Annotated in this window: 10 protein-coding genes and 2 tRNA genes; 3 read left to right on the top strand and 9 right to left on the bottom strand. The window is 38.7% G+C overall.

Features of this window, described 5'->3' with window-relative positions; genetic code table 11:
- Nucleotides 1–54: 54 nt before the first annotated feature.
- The 7 genes from B5X51_RS15445 to B5X51_RS15415 form a co-directional block, all read right to left on the bottom strand.
- Nucleotides 55–139 (bottom strand) — tRNA-Leu (locus B5X51_RS15445).
- Between the two features lie 18 nt (nt 140–157).
- Nucleotides 158–230: transfer RNA gene (locus B5X51_RS15440), tRNA-Gly, on the bottom strand.
- A 248-nt stretch (nt 231–478) separates the two neighbouring features.
- Complete coding sequence (mutS, locus tag B5X51_RS15435) at nt 479–3,070, bottom strand: DNA mismatch repair protein MutS (protein ID WP_079722095.1); 2,592 nt, start codon at nt 3,068–3,070, stop codon at nt 479–481.
- A gap of 124 nt (nt 3,071–3,194) precedes the next feature.
- Nucleotides 3,195–4,442 (bottom strand): ATP-binding cassette domain-containing protein, encoded by a 1,248-nt coding sequence (locus B5X51_RS15430; protein ID WP_079722091.1) that lies wholly within the window; start codon nt 4,440–4,442, stop codon nt 3,195–3,197.
- 9 nt (nt 4,443–4,451) lie between these two features.
- Complete coding sequence (locus B5X51_RS15425) at nt 4,452–6,284, bottom strand: ABC transporter ATP-binding protein (protein ID WP_079722090.1); 1,833 nt, start codon at nt 6,282–6,284, stop codon at nt 4,452–4,454.
- Nucleotides 6,285–6,340: 56 nt separating this feature from the next.
- Nucleotides 6,341–7,735: an amidohydrolase family protein gene (locus B5X51_RS15420; RefSeq protein WP_079722089.1), complete on the bottom strand. Its 1,395-nt coding sequence runs from the start codon at nt 7,733–7,735 to the stop codon at nt 6,341–6,343.
- Nucleotides 7,736–7,810: 75 nt separating this feature from the next.
- Nucleotides 7,811–11,071, bottom strand: a complete 3,261-nt coding sequence (locus B5X51_RS15415) for a S41 family peptidase (protein WP_079722088.1) — start codon at nt 11,069–11,071, stop codon at nt 7,811–7,813.
- A gap of 178 nt (nt 11,072–11,249) precedes the next feature.
- Here B5X51_RS15415 and B5X51_RS15410 point away from each other — a divergent pair, with 178 nt between their 5' ends.
- Entirely contained in the window at nt 11,250–11,810 is a 561-nt protein-coding gene (locus B5X51_RS15410; RefSeq protein WP_079722087.1) for an RNA methyltransferase, read from the top strand.
- Nucleotides 11,811–11,834: 24 nt separating this feature from the next.
- Here B5X51_RS15410 and folK read toward each other — a convergent pair whose 3' ends face one another.
- Nucleotides 11,835–12,968, bottom strand: coding sequence for a 2-amino-4-hydroxy-6-hydroxymethyldihydropteridine diphosphokinase (gene folK / locus B5X51_RS15405; RefSeq protein ID WP_079722094.1), 1,134 nt, complete (start codon nt 12,966–12,968; stop codon nt 11,835–11,837).
- Nucleotides 12,969–13,074: 106 nt separating this feature from the next.
- Here folK and B5X51_RS15400 point away from each other — a divergent pair, with 106 nt between their 5' ends.
- On the top strand, nt 13,075–13,773 hold the full coding sequence (locus tag B5X51_RS15400) for a queuosine precursor transporter (protein ID WP_079722086.1): 699 nt from the start codon (nt 13,075–13,077) through the stop codon (nt 13,771–13,773).
- 137 nt (nt 13,774–13,910) lie between these two features.
- Nucleotides 13,911–16,586, top strand: a complete 2,676-nt coding sequence (locus B5X51_RS15395) for an AsmA family protein (RefSeq protein WP_079722085.1) — start codon at nt 13,911–13,913, stop codon at nt 16,584–16,586.
- Between the two features lie 177 nt (nt 16,587–16,763).
- On the opposite strand, the gene B5X51_RS15390 is transcribed toward B5X51_RS15395, so the two are convergent.
- A complete protein-coding gene (locus B5X51_RS15390; protein ID WP_079722093.1) occupies nt 16,764–17,558 on the bottom strand; it encodes a DUF2797 domain-containing protein in 795 nt (264 codons plus the stop codon).
- Nucleotides 17,559–17,616: the final 58 nt, after the last annotated feature.

The raw sequence follows: 17,616 nt of genomic DNA, 5'->3' as shown, positions 1-17,616 counted from the left end.
AAAAAAGAAGTCCAAAAACACGAAAACCCCTGTAAATACAGAGGTTTTCGAGAGTACTCGGGACGGGACTTGAACCCGTACGGACACATTGTCCATTGGATTTTAAGTCCAACGTGTCTACCAATTCCACCACCCGAGCGTGGTAATTTTATGTATGAGCGAAAAACGGGATTCGAACCCGCGACCTCCACCTTGGCAAGGTGGCGCTCTACCAACTGAGCTATTTTCGCGTGTTTAAAAGAACTTCCACATTTAACGTGGCTGCAATAGCGTATTGCGGATGCAAATTTAATATAAATCTTATAATGTCAAAGGCTTTTTTAAAAAAATAAAGAAAAACTTAAATAAAAAATTATTTCAATAAAATCCTGAGAAAACCACGTATTTATAACTAACTGTTTGCCAGTAAATAGAAGTTTAAAAGAACAGATTGCCACGTTAGGCTAACACCTTCCTCAATGACGATTTTGAAAATAGCTTAGGCTTTCGTTTTAGCTTTTTCTTTTCCAACTAAGGTTCTTTTAATCTCGTTTAACTTCATTAAAGCTTCTACAGGCGTAAGCGTATCTATGTCTATATGTAAAACCTCTTCTTTTAATTCTTGTAGAATAGGATCATCAAGGTTAAAGAAACTAAGCTGCATCTCTTCCTCGGCCGATTTCTTTAAAAGCTCTCCAGAATCTTGCATTTTATGAGATTTCTCCAGCTTCTTCAGAATTTTATTCGCGCGGTGTAAAACCTGTTGCGGCATTCCGGCCATTTTAGCTACGTGAATCCCAAAGCTATGCTCGCTACCTCCCGGTACCAGTTTCCGAAGAAAAAGCACGTTATCTTTTAATTCTTTTACCGAAACATTAAAATTCTTGATCCGTTCAAAAGTATCACACATCTCATTTAGCTCGTGGTAATGGGTAGCGAAAAGTGTTTTAGGTTTTGCGGGATGTTCATGTAAATACTCGCTTATAGCCCAGGCAATAGAAATACCATCGTAGGTACTGGTACCACGGCCAATTTCGTCTAAGAGTACAAGGCTGCGATCAGAAATATTATTCAAAATACTGGCGGTTTCGTTCATTTCTACCATGAAAGTCGACTCGCCCATAGAAATATTATCGCTGGCGCCAACGCGGGTAAAAATTTTATCTACCAAACCTATATTTGCCGCCTTTGCCGGTACAAAGCTTCCCATTTGTGCCATTAATACAATAAGCGCGGTTTGCCTCAAAATAGCCGACTTACCACTCATGTTAGGCCCGGTGATCATAATCACCTGCTGATTTTCGCGATCTAAACTAAGATTATTGGTTACATAAGATTCGCCAATAGGCAATTGCTTTTCAATAACCGGGTGCCTGCCTTCCTCAATATTTAGATCGTGATTTTCTTCAATTTCAGGTTTGCAATAATTTTCGGCTTTAGCCTGTTCGGCAAAAGAACATAAACAATCTAACTGGGCAATAAGTTGCGCGTTTTGTTGTACGGGCTGAATATAATCGTTCATCCAAATTACCAGCTTGCCAAAAAGCTGCTGCTCCAGCTGCAATATTTTTTCCTCGGCCCCTAGAATCTTGGCTTCATATTCTTTTAATTCTTCGGTAATATAACGCTCGGCGTTTACCAAAGTTTGCTTTCTAATCCAACTATCGGGGACTTTGTCTTTATGTGTATTGCGAACTTCTATATAATAACCGTAAACGTTGTTACTGCCTATCTTAAGCGAAGAAATCCCGGTAATTTCGGTTTCACGCTTCAGCATATTATCGAGGTAATCTTTTCCTGAAAAAGCTATATTTCTAAGTTCATCCAGTTCTTCTGAGAAACCTTCGGCTATACAGTTTCCCTTCAAAATATTTACCGGTGCATCTTCGTGCAAGCTTTCGGTTATTTTGCCCCGAAGCACCTCGCAAGAATGCAAATTATCCCCAATCACTTTAATGGCCTCGTTTTCACTTTTTAGCGCAAGCTCTTTTATAGGAATAATGGCTTGCAAGGAGTGATTAAGCTGAATGACTTCCCGAGGTGTTACTTTTCCTGTAGCGACCTTAGAAATAAGCCGTTCCAGGTCACTTATTTTTTTGACGTTTTGCTGAATTTCAGCTAAAACCGAAGGATTTTCAAGTAAAAACCCAACTACTTCGTGGCGTTTCTTTACTTTATCGGCATTCTTTAAAGGCAACGCGAGCCAGCGTTTTAACAACCTGCCTCCCATTGGAGAGATTGTTTTATCGATCACATCCAGCAAGGTTACGGCATTGGCGGCAGTAGAATGATACAATTCCAGGTTTCTAATGGTAAACCGGTCCATCCATACATATTCCTCTTCCGCAATACGATTTATGGCGGTAATATGCTGCAGTTTTCGATGCTGGGTTTCTGCCAGATAATGCAAAATAGCCCCGGAAGCTATAATCCCTTCATCCAAATGCTCTATTCCAAAACCTTTTAAAGATTTGGTTTGAAAATGCTCGTTTAAGGTTTCGTAAGCGAAATCCTGTTTAAACACCCAATCTTCCTGGTAGAACGTATGAAAATCTTCACCGAATATTTGGGTAAAATCTTTCTTATTTTTCTTCGGAATCAAGACCTCACTAGGGCTAAAGTTCTGAAGTAATTTATCTATATATTCTGAATTTCCCTGTGCCGTAAGAAATTCGCCTGTAGAAACATCTAAAAACGAAACTCCAAAGATTTTCTTTCCGAAGTGAACAGCGCACAAAAAATTATTCGATTTACTCTGAAGTACCTCATCGCTTAAAGCCACACCCGGAGTCACTAGCTCGGTTACACCACGTTTAACAATGGTTTTGGTCATTTTAGGATCTTCCAACTGGTCGCAAATAGCCACCCGCTCCCCGGCTTTTACCAGTTTTGGCAAATAGGTATTTAAAGAATGGTGTGGAAATCCGGCAAGCTCGGTGCGCTCGCTTCCGTTGTTCCTATTGGTGCAAATAATATTGAGGATTCTGGCTGTTTTTACCGCGTCTTCTCCAAAAGTTTCATAGAAATCGCCCACCCTAAATAACAATAAGGCATCAGGATACTTTACCTTGATGGCATTGTATTGCTTCATTAACGGAGTGACCTTTGCGGATTTTTTGGCTGCCAAAATGCTTGATTTTAATTTCCTGCTAAAGTACAGAATCCCACTTTTTAAAGGAAATTATCACATATAAGTTATATAATTTTTTCCACAATTATACTGGTAGTATTTCCCCCTTCGATCCATTTTCTGTAGGAATTAATTGATAAACCATTTTTGGTTCCAGGCCTTTTTCTTTTCTATGTGAGACAAAAATTATTGCAGTTTCACTTTCTCGAGCAATTAGTTTAATGAGCGAAGTAATTTCTAAGGCACTCTTATCGTCTAGCGAAGTGGTGGGTTCATCTAAAATAAGCAAAGCCGGATGCTTAATCATAGCGCGCCCAATTAAAATTATTCTTTGCTGAAGCTCAGATAAATCAGTGAAAATAGCCTTGGAGAATGATTCCATTTCCAATACTTCCAACCAGGCTTTTGCAAGTCTAACTTCTTTATCCCTGGGTCTTTGATATAGGCCTATGCTGTCTTGTAATCCTGAAATTAACATTTCCAGAACGGTATTCCTTCGGGTAAAAAGCTCGGTAAGCGAAGGAGAGAAATAACCGATTTTTTTCTTGATTTCCCATACACTTTCACCACTACCTTTTCTACTTCCAAAAAGATATAAATCTACACCATAAGCCTTTGGATTGTCACCATAGATCATAGAAAGCAAGGTGGTTTTCCCCGATCCGTTAGGCCCAATAAGTTGCCAAAAGTCACCTTTCCTAATTTCCCAGGTGATATCTGTTAAGATTGGTTTTTCCTCATACCAAACAGATACCTCATTCATTTTCACTAAAACCTCGGAGATTTTAGAAAGAACATCGGGTGCCGGTGGAATTGTTGTTATTGTTGAAAAAGGTATTTGTTCCCGAGCTTCCCGGAATTCAAAAACAGACATCAAATTTGTGATTTCTTCGTTCTCGATGTTTAAGATTAAACCTATAAATGGCAATAAATCTTCCTGCCGCTTAAATAATTGTATTATGCTGGTTTCAGCTGAAACTCTTTCTAATGTTGAAAGTAATGCCTTAACCGAAGTTCCATCTAAACTATCAAATGCATTATCCAAAACCAGAAAATCCGGTTTTTGATCCAGTAAATAATTTAGTAAAGCTTTTCGTTTTTCTCCACTGGAAAAAGTTCTTAACGAACGATTTTCATCCAAAACTAAAACAGAATTTCCGTGTTTAGCGTCTTCTTCAATAAATTTATTTAAAACCACTCTTGAAAAAAGCAATCCTTTTTTTCCCTGCAGTTCTTGTAATTCAACCGGAGCATTACCAATTAAGAGTTGTTGTATCCATTGCCCTTTCACCGAAAAGTCAGTTCCAAATATGCCGTAGTGTTTAATTTTCATTCTATTTTTTTATTGATAACCCTGCGCCTGCAAATTGAATAATTCAGCATAAAGTTTATCGTTTTCCATCAGCTCTTTGTGAGTGCCAATTTCCAGTACTGCTCCATTCTTTAAGACCATAATTCTATCGGCAATTCTTACCGTACTAAAGCGATGTGAAATAATAACTGCTGTTTTACCTTCGGTTAATTTAATAAACCGGTCAAAAGCTTCGGTTTCGGCTCTTGCATCTAAGGCCGAAGTAGGTTCATCTAAAATTAAGACCTCAGCATCTTTCATATAAGCACGTGCAATGGCAATTTTTTGCCACTGCCCTCCCGAAAGATCTTTTCCCTGCTTAAAGCGTTTACCCAACTGCTGGTCGTAGCCTCCGGGCAAATCAGAAATCACCTCCTTAGCCAAACTTTTCTCGGCAGCGCTATCTATTCTTTCCTGGTTCTGAATTTCTTCAATTTCACCCATCGCAATATTTTCCCGCAGCGTTAGCTCAAACTTTACAAAATCCTGAAAAATAACTCCGAAGTATTTCTGATATTGAGTTTGATTATATTGTTTTACCGGAATATCGTCTAATAGAATTTCTCCTTCGGTAGGTTCATAAAACCGAAGTAATAATTTGATAAGCGTGGTTTTACCGGCACCATTTTCGCCTACAAAAGCCAGTTTTTCTCCTGCTTTTAGCTCAAAATTGATATTGCGTACCACCCAGGCTTCAGATTTAGGGTATTTAAAACCTACATTTTTAAACTCAAATCCTTTTACTATTTTCTTCGGAAGCGGTAATTTTTCTTTTTCCGATTCATCAGAATATTTTAGATCCAGGAATTCAAAATAGTCCTGAAGATAAAGTGCACTTTCAGTAATGGCTGTGAAACGAGTGAAAAAGCCCTGCAATTTAGATCTCAACCTGTTAAAAGACCCGGAAAGGAAAGTAAGATCACCCAGGCTAAAAATTCCCGCTACCGTTCTAAAAACTATTAAAAGATAAGCCGAATAATAGGCTCCTGTCCCTATTACGTTAAATAACGAGCCCCAACCGGCACGCTGTTTTGCCAGTTTTTTACTCATTAAATAATAAGTATCAGAAAGATTTTTAAATCGGTCTGCAAGGTAATTTGAAAGACCAAACAGTTTCACCTCTTTCGCGGTGACATCACTGGCACCGGCATAGCGCAAATAATCCAGCTCCCGACGTTCCTGCGTCCAGCTTCGGGCCAGGGAATAACTGGTACCGCTAAACTTAATTTCATTGATAATTGTGGGCACTACTGATACTACTAATAATATAATAAGCCAGGGTTCAAAGGCTACTACCCCGGCAAGTAAGGTAAAGATCACCACTAGGTCTTCGGCCTGGGTAAGAATATTAGACATTAACCCAACCCTACCCGTAGTTTGCTGGCGGGCACGTTCCAGTTTATCATAGAATTCAGCGTCTTCCAACTGATCTAAATTTAACTCTGATGTTTTTTTAATTATTCGAACTGAAGTATCTATACTATATTGGTCTCCCAGTAAACCATCAGTTAAACTTATCGCCCTGCTCATTAGATCTGATAAAATAGCCAGACCAAATTCGGCGGCTACGAGCCACCAAAGTCTTTCCAGGTCTTTGGTTTCAGCAGAAATTTGCAAAACCACCTCATCAATAATCAACTTCCCTACAACCAGGATAATTACCGGTAGTACGGCATTTACCGTTCTCGCTAATAAATTAGCGTAAAACAGCATGGGATTTACCTTCCTGATCTCTTTAAAAAATCGCGGTACAAATTTCAGGGAGTCGAAACTTCCCTTAAATGAAACTTTATTGGCTTCTAATGATTTTTTGGGTCTTGGCAAGGAGGCTTTTTTCTTTGCAAGTTACGGATGAAAATCTAAAAGTATATCAGCAAATACTAGCGTAAGTTTTCTAACATGTTATTCAGTCTTTCCCTATCATAAACTTCACCGCTTTTGATCACCGAGTTTATTTTTTTCAAATTATCGATATCTTCCAGCGGATTTTTATCCAAAATTAAAATATCGGCCACTTTTCCTGAAGTGATACTTCCATACTCATTTTCAAGTTCAAGAAATTGCGGCCCATTAATTATAGAAGTTTTTATAACCTGGGCATTGCTTAAGCCTGCTTTAGAAAGGGCATTCAATTCCCCGTGCAAAGATTCGCCGGGATAAACATAAGAATTAAAGGCTCCGCAATCTGAACCTGCTAAAAGCTTAACTCCCGCATTTTGCATTGGCTCGATCATTTGGGCACTTATTTCTTCCATTTTTTCACGCATCTTACTACCGGAAGCTTTTGCTCGTTTTGCTCCTTCTATCCTGCCCTGGTAAGTTTTTTGAATTCCGGGACCAATATAGTTTAGCAATGAATCCTGCCGGTGATCTACCTCTAAAATTTCGGAAAGGGTTTTTCCTATATAAAGTGTGGGTGTTACATATACATTTTCTTCACTCATTTTAGCAAAAACCTCCTCAGCTAATTCTGGATCGTAAGTATCTATTAGCGGTTCTATCATTCCGTAGCCAAGATCGAGTTCAGTAAGGCTGTCGGCAACGGGAGAACAGGGTTTTAGCGGATAATACATATGCTCGGCTCCATCAAGGCCAAGGGATACCGCTTTCATAAAATCGGCACTCATTGGCATATGCCCGGTGACTTTTAGGCCGCGTTTTTCGGCTTCTTCGATGATCTTGTAATAATTTTCTGCGGAAAGATTTCCATCATAGGTCTTTACGTAATCTACCTCAAGTTTTTCCAGCGAATCTAGTGCAGCAACAATTTCAGCTTTACTGGTGACTTTTATAGATCCAGGCCAGGCCGGTTTATCGCCATCTAGTTTGGGACCGGAACTAAAGATCCTGGGACCATCTAATTCAGCCTTTGCAATTTGATCTTTCCATTCCATGACACTCGGAGTGATATCGCCACCGGCATCCCTAATTGTTGTAATTCCGTAGGCTAAAAAAAGTGGCAGCAAGTCTTTATTTTCGCCTATTAAGGTATCACCGCCTCTAAAATGAACATGATTATCCCAAAGTCCCGGCATCACAAATTTTCCATCAGCATCAATGAGGCGATCGACAACAAATTCTTCTTTATCAATGCCTTTCCGAACCTCCACAATTTTTCCGTCAGAAATAAAAATTGATTGGTCCTCACTTATACTTTCATTCTCTACATCTATAATTTGAGCATTATAAATAACAAGGTCGTATGCTTTGCTTTCTTTATTCTTACAAGATGACAGGGTAATCGGCAGTAATAAGAAACAAATGAGTTTATTCATTTTTATAAGACTTTTAGACAGGAATTTGCACCTCCAAATTCCCGCTTTCTGTGTTTAAGTTTAGTCGCAAGAATATTAGTTGTCAGTTTTATCAGGATAAACCGGGGAAGACACCTCTCCCGGCGGGTTGGCCTCCAACTGTTTTAGCACAATCTCAATAGCCTTTTCCAGTTGAGGGTCTCTACCTTCAATAACCTCTTCCGGCCATTGTTCTACTTCAACATCTGGTGCCAATCCTTCGTTTTCCACCCTAAAACCTTCTTCGGTATAAAAAGCAACATTTGGCGCGGTAACAGAGCCGCCGTCTATAAATTCAGGATATCCCAAAACACCTACCAGGCCTCCCCAGGTAGTTTTTCCAACGATGGTGCCCAAATCAAATTTCCTAAACATCCACGGCAGATAATCTCCACCTGAACCAGCAGTTTCGTCTGTAATCATCACTTTCGGTCCCTGTATAGAGGCACTTGGCGATTTTAGATCTTTTCCGTAGCGAAACCTCCAATGCGCCTGCTCTGGTTTTTTAAGAATATCTATAACATAATCTGCCAACTGGCCACCGCCATTAAAACGTTCATCTACTATAATTGCCTGCTTGTTCGCTTGCGGAAAGAAGTAACGTTTAAAATACTCGTGCCCTGCCGTCGCAGTATTTGGCACGTAGACATAAGCAACCCGGCCATCGGTGGCTTCGTGTACTTTTTTAATATTGCTTTCTACCCAATCGCGATTTCTTAAAGCCATTTCATTTTCTACCGGAGTTACTTTAACCTTCCGTGAATTTCTCATATTAGGATTAGGACCTACGGTGAGCATCACTATTTTACCTGCAGTATTTTCAAATAACTTGTAAATATTATCACTAGCCTTCACTTCTTCTCCATCTACTGCCAAAAGATAATCTCCTTCTTTCACATCTACTCCCGGTTCGGTAAGTGGAGAGCGTAGATTAGGATTCCAGTTAAGTCCGCCATAGATCTTTTTGAACCTATATCTGTCATTTTCTATGCTGAAATCTGCTCCCAGGAGGCCTCCTTTTACAGATTCTTTAGAATGAAGCCTGTCACCTCTACTGGAGAACCGGTGATGTCCAACTCCAAGTTCGCTAAACATCCATTCCATTACCCGGTAGAGATCGCTTCGGGAAGTAACATCTCCTATAAAAGGCTCGTATTTTTCCTTCATTTTATCCCAGTCCACACCGTGCATTCCGGGATCATAGAAGTAGTCTCTGTTAACTCGCCAGGCCTCATCAAAAATATTTGGCCACTCTGCTACAGGGTCAATTTTCACCTGGATATCGCCGGTATTAAGCGTTCGTTTTCCTTCTATTTTTCCAATTTCTGCTATGCCCCATTTTTCTTCTGCCTTATAAAGTATCTTTTTGCCATCGGCAGATATCTCGTAAGAAGTGGCAGGCATTATTTCCTTATTCTCCCTTTCTTTGAGATCATACATATTTAAAGTTCCTTTATTCTGCTGGTGAGGAGGATAAGCTAAATAATAGAGATTTCCTTCCTTTGGCGAACTTAGGTTAGCATATTTACCGGCAGGAAGTGGAACATCCACGATCCTGTTTTCTATCCCATCAAAATCAATTTTCAGGTCTGGGGCTTTAACTTCTTTGTCTTCTGCCTCAGCCTTCTTCTTTTTTTCTTCCTCTTTCTCTTTCTGCTCTATTTTTTCAACATCATTTTCCCTTGCAAAAGGAGATTCCACATTTTTTTGTAAAGTCACCAGGTAAATAGAGCTGGTCATTTCCATATCCTGGTTAGATTGATCAAACCAATTTACCACCGGCCCGGCATCCGTAGAAGCCAACATATAGAGGTATTTCCCGCTAGGATCAAAAACCGGACTAGAAACGCTGGAAAAGCCATCTGAAATTGGATAGGATTTATCCTCTGAAAGCGAGTACACATAGGCCTGTTCAAAACTGGTTCCTGTAACTACGGTATAACTTATCCAGTTGGAATCGTGAGACCAGCTGCCAAATAGGTCCCGGAAAACGCCAGGCATATATCTTTCATCTTGTGAGACTTTTTTCACCTTTCCAGAATCAATGTTTAGCACATAAAGATTACGACCATTATCTACAAAACTTATCTTTTTACTATCGGGAGACCACTTTGGATAGGCATAAAAACCTGTACCATCAAGTTTAAATTTCCTAGCCTCCTTTTGTTCGCCTTGATCGTGTACATGTATTGCATATTCCCCACTCTCATCACTAAAATAGGCGATAAATTTTCCATTTGGAGACCATGCGGGGTCTTGTTCGTGCACTCCTTGGGTTGCGGTTATGTTAACCACATCTCCCTTTTCAGCGGGCACGGTCACTATTTCTCCTCTAAAATCCATTACCACCCTTGCGGCGGTAGGCGAAACAGAGGCACTACGTATGTATTCATCACCTTTTACAAATCGGGGGCGAAGTTCAAGAAGGTCTGTCGCGATCCCGACCTCGATTTTTTTAGAATTATCAATTTCCGGATTGTAGGTATGCAGATATCCGGCCTGTTCAAAAATTATTTCATCTTTTCCTGCGGAAAGATCTAAAACCGGAAAATCTTTAAAATTGGTATGTTGGCTAACCTCTTTGGAATTCAAATCATAACTGTGCAAATTGAATTCCCCGTCCCTGTCACTCCTAAAGTAAACTTTATCTCCCAGCCATTGCGGTCTGGTATCATTGCTTCCGCTTTCTGGCTTTGGAATTTCTGTAACAGAATGATCATTCGTATCATAAATCCAGATTCTGGAGGCCGTACCACCGCGATAATATTTCCATTGATTAAAGGCTTCATAAAGAGGCGTATAAGCAATATACTTTCCATCATCTGAATAATCTGCCCAAAAAGCATTTGGAATTTCCAGTTCCTTAACCTGGCCACCGTTTACTGAAACCTCAAAGAGCTCTGCAAACCGCCTGGTAAAAACATTGCGTTGCGATATGAAAAGAACAGCAGAACCATCTGGTGTAAAACCACGAACCCAGTCGCTTCCTGGATGCCAGCTAAGGCGCTCAGGCACGCCACCATTAGCGGAAACCACATACACATCGGTATTGCCGTCATACTCAGCATTAAAAGCTATAAGGCTTCCGTCGGGTGAAAAAACGGGATTAGACTCAATTCCATCGTCTACCGTGAGACGTTTTGGCGAAGAGCCATCCTTATCAGCCACCCAAAGATCTTCGGCATAGATAAAAGCGATTTGAGAATCACTCATCGCGGGTTTTGCAAGTAAACGGGTATCTTCTTTATTAATGTCCTGGGCTACAAGGTTAAAAGACAGGAACAAAAAGATGAGCAGGGAGGTGGTTTTGTAAATCATTGTAGAGGAATATTTTATCAATTACTAATATAAAACTAAAATACAAATAACCTACAGTGCTTCGTGGTTCCTAAAAAAGTTTCAAATACCAATCCTGGGCTTTTCAATACTGATCAATTCAAGTCATTTTTAAACTTAAATTAATTTATTTCCTTGCATTCTTATTAATTTTGCCGCTATGGAAAACCGAAAGTTAAAAAACAGCGAATTAGACCGTAAGTCTATTGAAGAGTTTAAGGAAGCTAAAAAAACGCCTATAATTGTGATACTTGACAATATTAGGAGCTTGAATAATATTGGTTCGGTTTTTAGAAGTGCCGATGCTTTTTTAATCGAAAAAATTTATCTCTGCGGCATCACCGCCCAACCCCCACATAAAGATATTCAAAAAACTGCTTTAGGCGCTACCGAAACCGTAGCCTGGGAATATTTTGAAAACACGCTGGAGGTAGTGGAAAAACTTCAACAAGAGAAAACAAAGGTTTTTTCTATTGAACAAGCGGAAGGCTCGGTGATGCTAAACGATTTCAAAGCCCAACCGGGTGAAAAAATCGCTGTGGTATTTGGGAATGAGGTAAAAGGAGTACAACAAAAAGTAGTTTCGGCGAGTGATGGTATTATTGAAATTCCACAATTAGGCACCAAACATTCTTTAAATATTGCGGTTAGTGTAGGCGTGGTTCTATGGGATCTATTTTCAAAAATACAAGCCCCCCAACCCCCAAAGGGGGAGTTTTAATCTTGTTTACCCCCCCTTTGGGGGCTAGGGGGCCTTTTTTATCTCCTCCAAAATAGAAAGATAATCGGCACGGTTGTTTACAAAATCTTTCCCTGAAATATCTATGATCTGCACCTTCATATTGGTTTGGGTCTTTATAAAATTCAGATAGCTTTTATTGATTTCCATCAAATAATCGGGCTGAATATTTTGCTCATAATCACGACCCCGAGCCTTGATATTTTCCAGTAATCGATCTGTATTTTGGTAGAGATAAATATAAAGGTCTGGTTTCACCAATTCCTTATACATTAAATGAAAAAGCTTGTGATACAAGGCATATTCATCTTCATGCAGCGTGATTTTAGCAAATATAAGCGACTTAAAAACATCGTAATCTGAGATCACAAAATCTTTAAAAAGATCATACTGAGCCAAATCATCTGATAACTGCTGGTAGCGATCGGCCAGGAAAGACATTTCTAACGGAAATGCATAACGCTCTTTATGCTCATAGAATTTTGGTAAAAATGGATTGTCCTTAAATCTTTCTAAAATAAGTTTTGCATTAAAATCTTCGGAAATCATAGTTGAGAAACTAGTTTTCCCGGCACCAATATTTCCTTCTACTGCGATATAGTTTAGCTTATTTAAATTGAAAGCTTTTTTAGGAACTTCAAGCCTTTCAGAAATCGCTTTTATTGGCGAATCATCTTCAACCTGTTTCAGTAATTTTTCAATAGAAACTTTAAAAACAGGATGGTTCTCTTTTGCAGCAATATCTACCAAAGGAAGCAATACGAATTTTCGATTTTGCATTGAAGGATGCGGCACTATTAGATCTATAGTTTCTAGAACTTCATCTTCAAAAAGAAGAATATCCAGATCCAGGCTTCGGTTTTGGTAATTTTTAGCATCAGAGCGTACCCGGCCTGAATCAGCTTCAATTTTCAACAATTTCCGAAGCACTTCTTCCGCAGAAAATCTTGTAGAAACAGCTATACAGGCGTTTAAAAAAGCATCTCCCTCAAAACCCCAGGCAGGTGTTTCATAAACCTGCGAAACCTGTTGCACCTCGCCAATTTCTAAATATATTTTATGCAATGCATTTTGTAGAAGCTCAAAGCGGTTGCCCACATTGCTTCCCAGGGCGATATGTACTGTTTTTGGGGAATTCAAACTAACTGAAGAAAAATTATTAAAGCTTATCCTGTAAATTTCACAGCAAATTAAGTAAAACAAAATCACATACCCCTAATTTAGCAGCAAGACTTAAAAAAAAAATTTGGCTAAACTATTACTAAAAGATAAACTTGCAGCACAACGCATATATTTAATCCTGGCAGGGCTTTTTATCGCCTCTTTAGTTGTTTCAAATCTAATATTCCAGAAATTCTTTAGCTGGGATTTTTTTGGAATTTATACGTTTGAAATCTCTGTGGGGGTTTTACCCTACCCTCTTACGTTTTTAATCACCGATATTATTAGCGAGATCTACGGGAAGAAAAAAGCGAACCAGGTAGTGACTACGGGTATCTTCGCCTCGTTCTTTTCTTTATTGATTGTCTACACGGCAGATGCAGTGCCGGCGACCGAATGGTCACCAATTGGCAACGCCTTGTTTACCCAGGTTTTTGGTGCCACCACTATTGCCGTGTTCGCATCTATGGTTGCCTATTTACTAGCGCAGTATATAGATATTCACTTATTCCATTTTTGGAAAAGATTAACCAAAGGAAAACATTTATGGCTTAGGAATAACTTTTCTACCTTTCTCTCGCAGTTTGTAGATACGTTTTCGGTCTTGTTTTTGCTCTGTAGTTTTAATAAAATTGAATGGGACTTATTTGGCGCACTTTTACTTAGCGGATTTTTATTTAAAGTAATAGTTGCCGCACTGGATACTCCACTACTCTACGCTTCGGTTTTTGCCTTTAGAAAGCGTTTTAAACTGAAACAGGGCGAAGAGATAAAATATGATTAATAAACCTACTTAATTGGTTTGAATTAAATAATATAGAAATAAAACCAGCATGTTACTGGACCCAAAAATTGGTAACTTACAGGATATAATTATAAGCCTGTGCTTAACTCCAGGGTTGGGATAAAAATTTTTAAGAAATGAAAAAAGCATTTAAAATAATTGGAATTTTATTACTGGTAACTGTAATTACCCTTGTTGCCGCACCTTTTTTATTCGAATCTCAAATAAAAGATTATGTGCGAAAAACCGCCAACGAAAGTGTAGATGCGCAAATTGAATTTAGAGACATCAGCCTTAGCTTTTTTAGAAGCTTTCCGCAAGCTACCGTGGTAATTGAGAATTTTAGCGTGATTAATAATGAACCCTTTAAAGGCGATACACTTGCCATTGGTGAAGAAGCTCAACTGGAAATGTCTATTAAAGAATTGTTTAAAGGCACCAATGAACCAAAAGTTTTAGACAACATAAAAGTAAATAACACGTATCTAAATATTAAGGTAGATTCATTGGGAAATGCTAACTACGATATTGCAGTTGAAGACACTACCGCTAACACCGCAGATTCTACATCTACGGGATTTAGTTTTGATCTTAAACATTATGAGATCAACAATTCCAGGGTAAAATATTTAGATGAAGGACAAAAATTGCTGCTGGATGTAGAAGAATTGAACCACCAGGGAACCGGCGATTTTTCTTTAGCCGAAAGCGAACTGGATACCAAATCTAATGCGCTGGTTTCTTTAGATTACGATGGTACAAATTACCTGAACCGAAATAAAGTCTCCCTCGATGCTGTTATCCAGATGGACCTGGAAAATATGCGTTACACCTTCCTGGAGAATGAAGCAACGATCAATCAGTTACCACTTACTTTTGAAGGTTTTATACAAGTAAATGAAAATAATAACGAGATAGATCTAAGCTTCCAAACACCTTCTTCAGACTTTAAAAACTTTTTAGCCGTAATTCCTGCGACCTATGCAAAAAACATTGAAAATGTAGAAACCAGTGGTGATTTCATTGTAAATGGAAAAATACAGGGAATTGTAGACGAAACATATATTCCTAAAATGGATATTAAAGTGAGTTCAGACAATGCCTCCTTTAAATATCCGGAGCTACCAAAAAGTGTTCAGGACATCAACATAGATCTCCAGATATTAAACGAAACCGGGATACTTGAAGATACTTACCTCACTTTTAATAATGTGACTTTCAGAATAGACCAGGATAAATTTGCAACCAACGGAAGCGTAAAAAATCTAATGGGGAATATGTTGGTAGATATGGCACTTCAGGGAACTTTAAACTTAGCGAACCTTGATAAAGCTTATCCCTTGGAACTGGAGCAGGAACTTAACGGTATATTGACTGCCGATGTTACTACACAATTTGATATGAATTCTATAGAAAAAGAGCAATATCAGAATGTGAAAAGTAGCGGTACGGCAAGCATTAGAAACTTTAGTTATAAATCGCCAGAAATTCCTAACGAGGTGAGAATCGCTAATGCGAGATTGAATTTTAATCAGGGTAATGTTCGTGTACCTGAATTAAAACTTACCACCGGGCAAACCGATATTACAGCTTCGGGAAATATTGAAAACCTAATGGGCTTCTTATTTACCGATCAAAATTTAAAAGGAAGCTTTAAAGTGAATTCGAATGTATTCGCGATCAACGATTTTATGATTGCTGAAGCTGAAACCGGAACTGGAGAAACCACTACGAAAAGTTCTACCACATCTACAAAAGAAGCAGTTAAAATACCTTCGTTTTTAGATACAGAACTGGCTTTTGATGTAAATACGGTGATCTATGACAACCTGGAGCTTAAAAATGCTAAAGGAACTATTATTCTAAGGGATGAAACGGCGACTTTACAAAACATTAGTACTGATATTTTTGGCGGAAATATTAACCTGGCAGGGAATGTTTCTACAAAAGGATCAACGCCAACTTTTGATATGGATTTGGCATTAAACGCACTAAATATCGCTGAATCTTTTAACGGCCTGGAGATGTTGCAGGGATTAGCACCGGTAGCCCAGGCATTACAGGGGAAATTGCAAACCAATCTTAAATTAAATGGAAATTTAAATGAAGATCTTACTCCACAACTTTCTACACTTGCCGGAGATGCCCTTGCTGAAATTCTTACTGCAGAGGTAAATCCTGAAAAATTAGCCTTGCTCTCAAGCCTGGATCAGCAATTGGATTTTATTAACTTAAAAGATATTAACCTGGATAAGCTTAAAACTCATTTAACATTCAAAGACGGAATGGTACATATAGAACCTTTCAACTTTGATGTAAAAGGGGTCAATGTAAAGGTTTCCGGAAGCCACGGATTTGATATGAATATGAATTACACACTGGATTTAGATGTTCCTGCCAAAATGTTGGGCAGCCAGGTAGGGAGCGCACTGAGCAAGTTAAGTGGAGATGAACTTCAAAATATGATGGTAGCCCTGCCTATAGGTTTAAAAGGAACTTTCCAAAGTCCGCAAATCAATATAAATATGGAGCAGGCAGTTAGTAACCTTACTCAGAAGATCGTTGCAAAACAAAAAGAAAACCTTCAGGAACGTGGGCAGGATGCGATTAGAGATATAATCAATAAGCAAACAGGTGGAAATCAAAAGCCACAAAATGATAGCATAAGCTCTCAGGATTCCATACAAACTCAAGCTCCAAAAACCGAAGATAAACCTAAAAGCCAGGAAGAGCAGGTTAAAGACGCAGCAAAAGATATTTTAGGCGGAATTTTCGGAAAAAGCAAGAAGAAAAAAGATACTACAAGCAACTAAAAAAGAAGCCCTCACACTTTCAAGTATTTTTTGGAAATTGTGAGGGTTTATAATTTCTTCGTCATCGCGAGGAGACTATAGTCGACGCGGCAATCTGTAAATTGATGGATTCGATCTAGAGATTACTTCTCCCGACAAAAATCGGGATCGTAATGACATTTAAAACTTTAAATAATTCTATTTTATCCCTAACTCCACTACAAAACCTTCGTGTGCGCGAACGTTAAAAACGGTACCGTCTTCAAAAATTAAATACTGCCCTTTAATCCCCTTTAATATTCCCTCATAAAAAGGACTTTTTCCAAGGTTAAGAGTTTTTACCTTTTTAGGAAACTCCAAAACCGGAAAATCAATTTCAAGCTCCTTTCTATCACCTAAATAATATTCTTTAGCTTCTTCAGGAATAAATTCTTTTAGTTTATCGCGTTCTTCGGCAAGATTAAGATCTAAAATCTCGTTGGTCAACATTTTTCGCCAATTGGTTTTATCTGAAACATGATCCTTAAGAGCCACTTCGGTTATTCCGGCCAAATACCTGTTAGGCACCTCAACTATTTCAATAGCTTCGTGCGCTCCCTGGTCTATCCATCGTGTGGGAATTTGAGTTTTTCGGGTCACACCAACTTTTACATTACTGGAATTCGCCAAATAAACTATATGCGGCTGTAATTGCGATTTTTTCTCAAATTTTAAATCGCGGTCTTCTTCATCTAAATGAGCCTTACTAAGCTCTGGTTTCATAATCCAGTCTCCGGCTTGTGGGATAGAAGTAAAACAATCATAACAATAACCCTGGCGGAATATTTTCTTCTGCAGCCCGCAGTTTAAACATTGAAAACGAAGAAAATTAAGACTTATTTTTTTACCAAGAATTTGATTCATATTTATAAAATCGTCCTCAAAAACCAGGTAATACTGCACTTTATCGGTGATCTCGGTCCTCATTTTTCTAAACACTCCTTCGTATCTCATCTTTTTTTCCCTATTTTTAACCGAAGTTGATTTGCAAGCTTCGAAGTTTGAATTATTT

This window comes from Salegentibacter holothuriorum, assembly GCF_900168045.1.
Taxonomy (GTDB): Bacteria; Bacteroidota; Bacteroidia; order Flavobacteriales; family Flavobacteriaceae; genus Salegentibacter; species Salegentibacter holothuriorum.
This window is presented reverse-complemented; position numbering and strand designations above follow the sequence as displayed.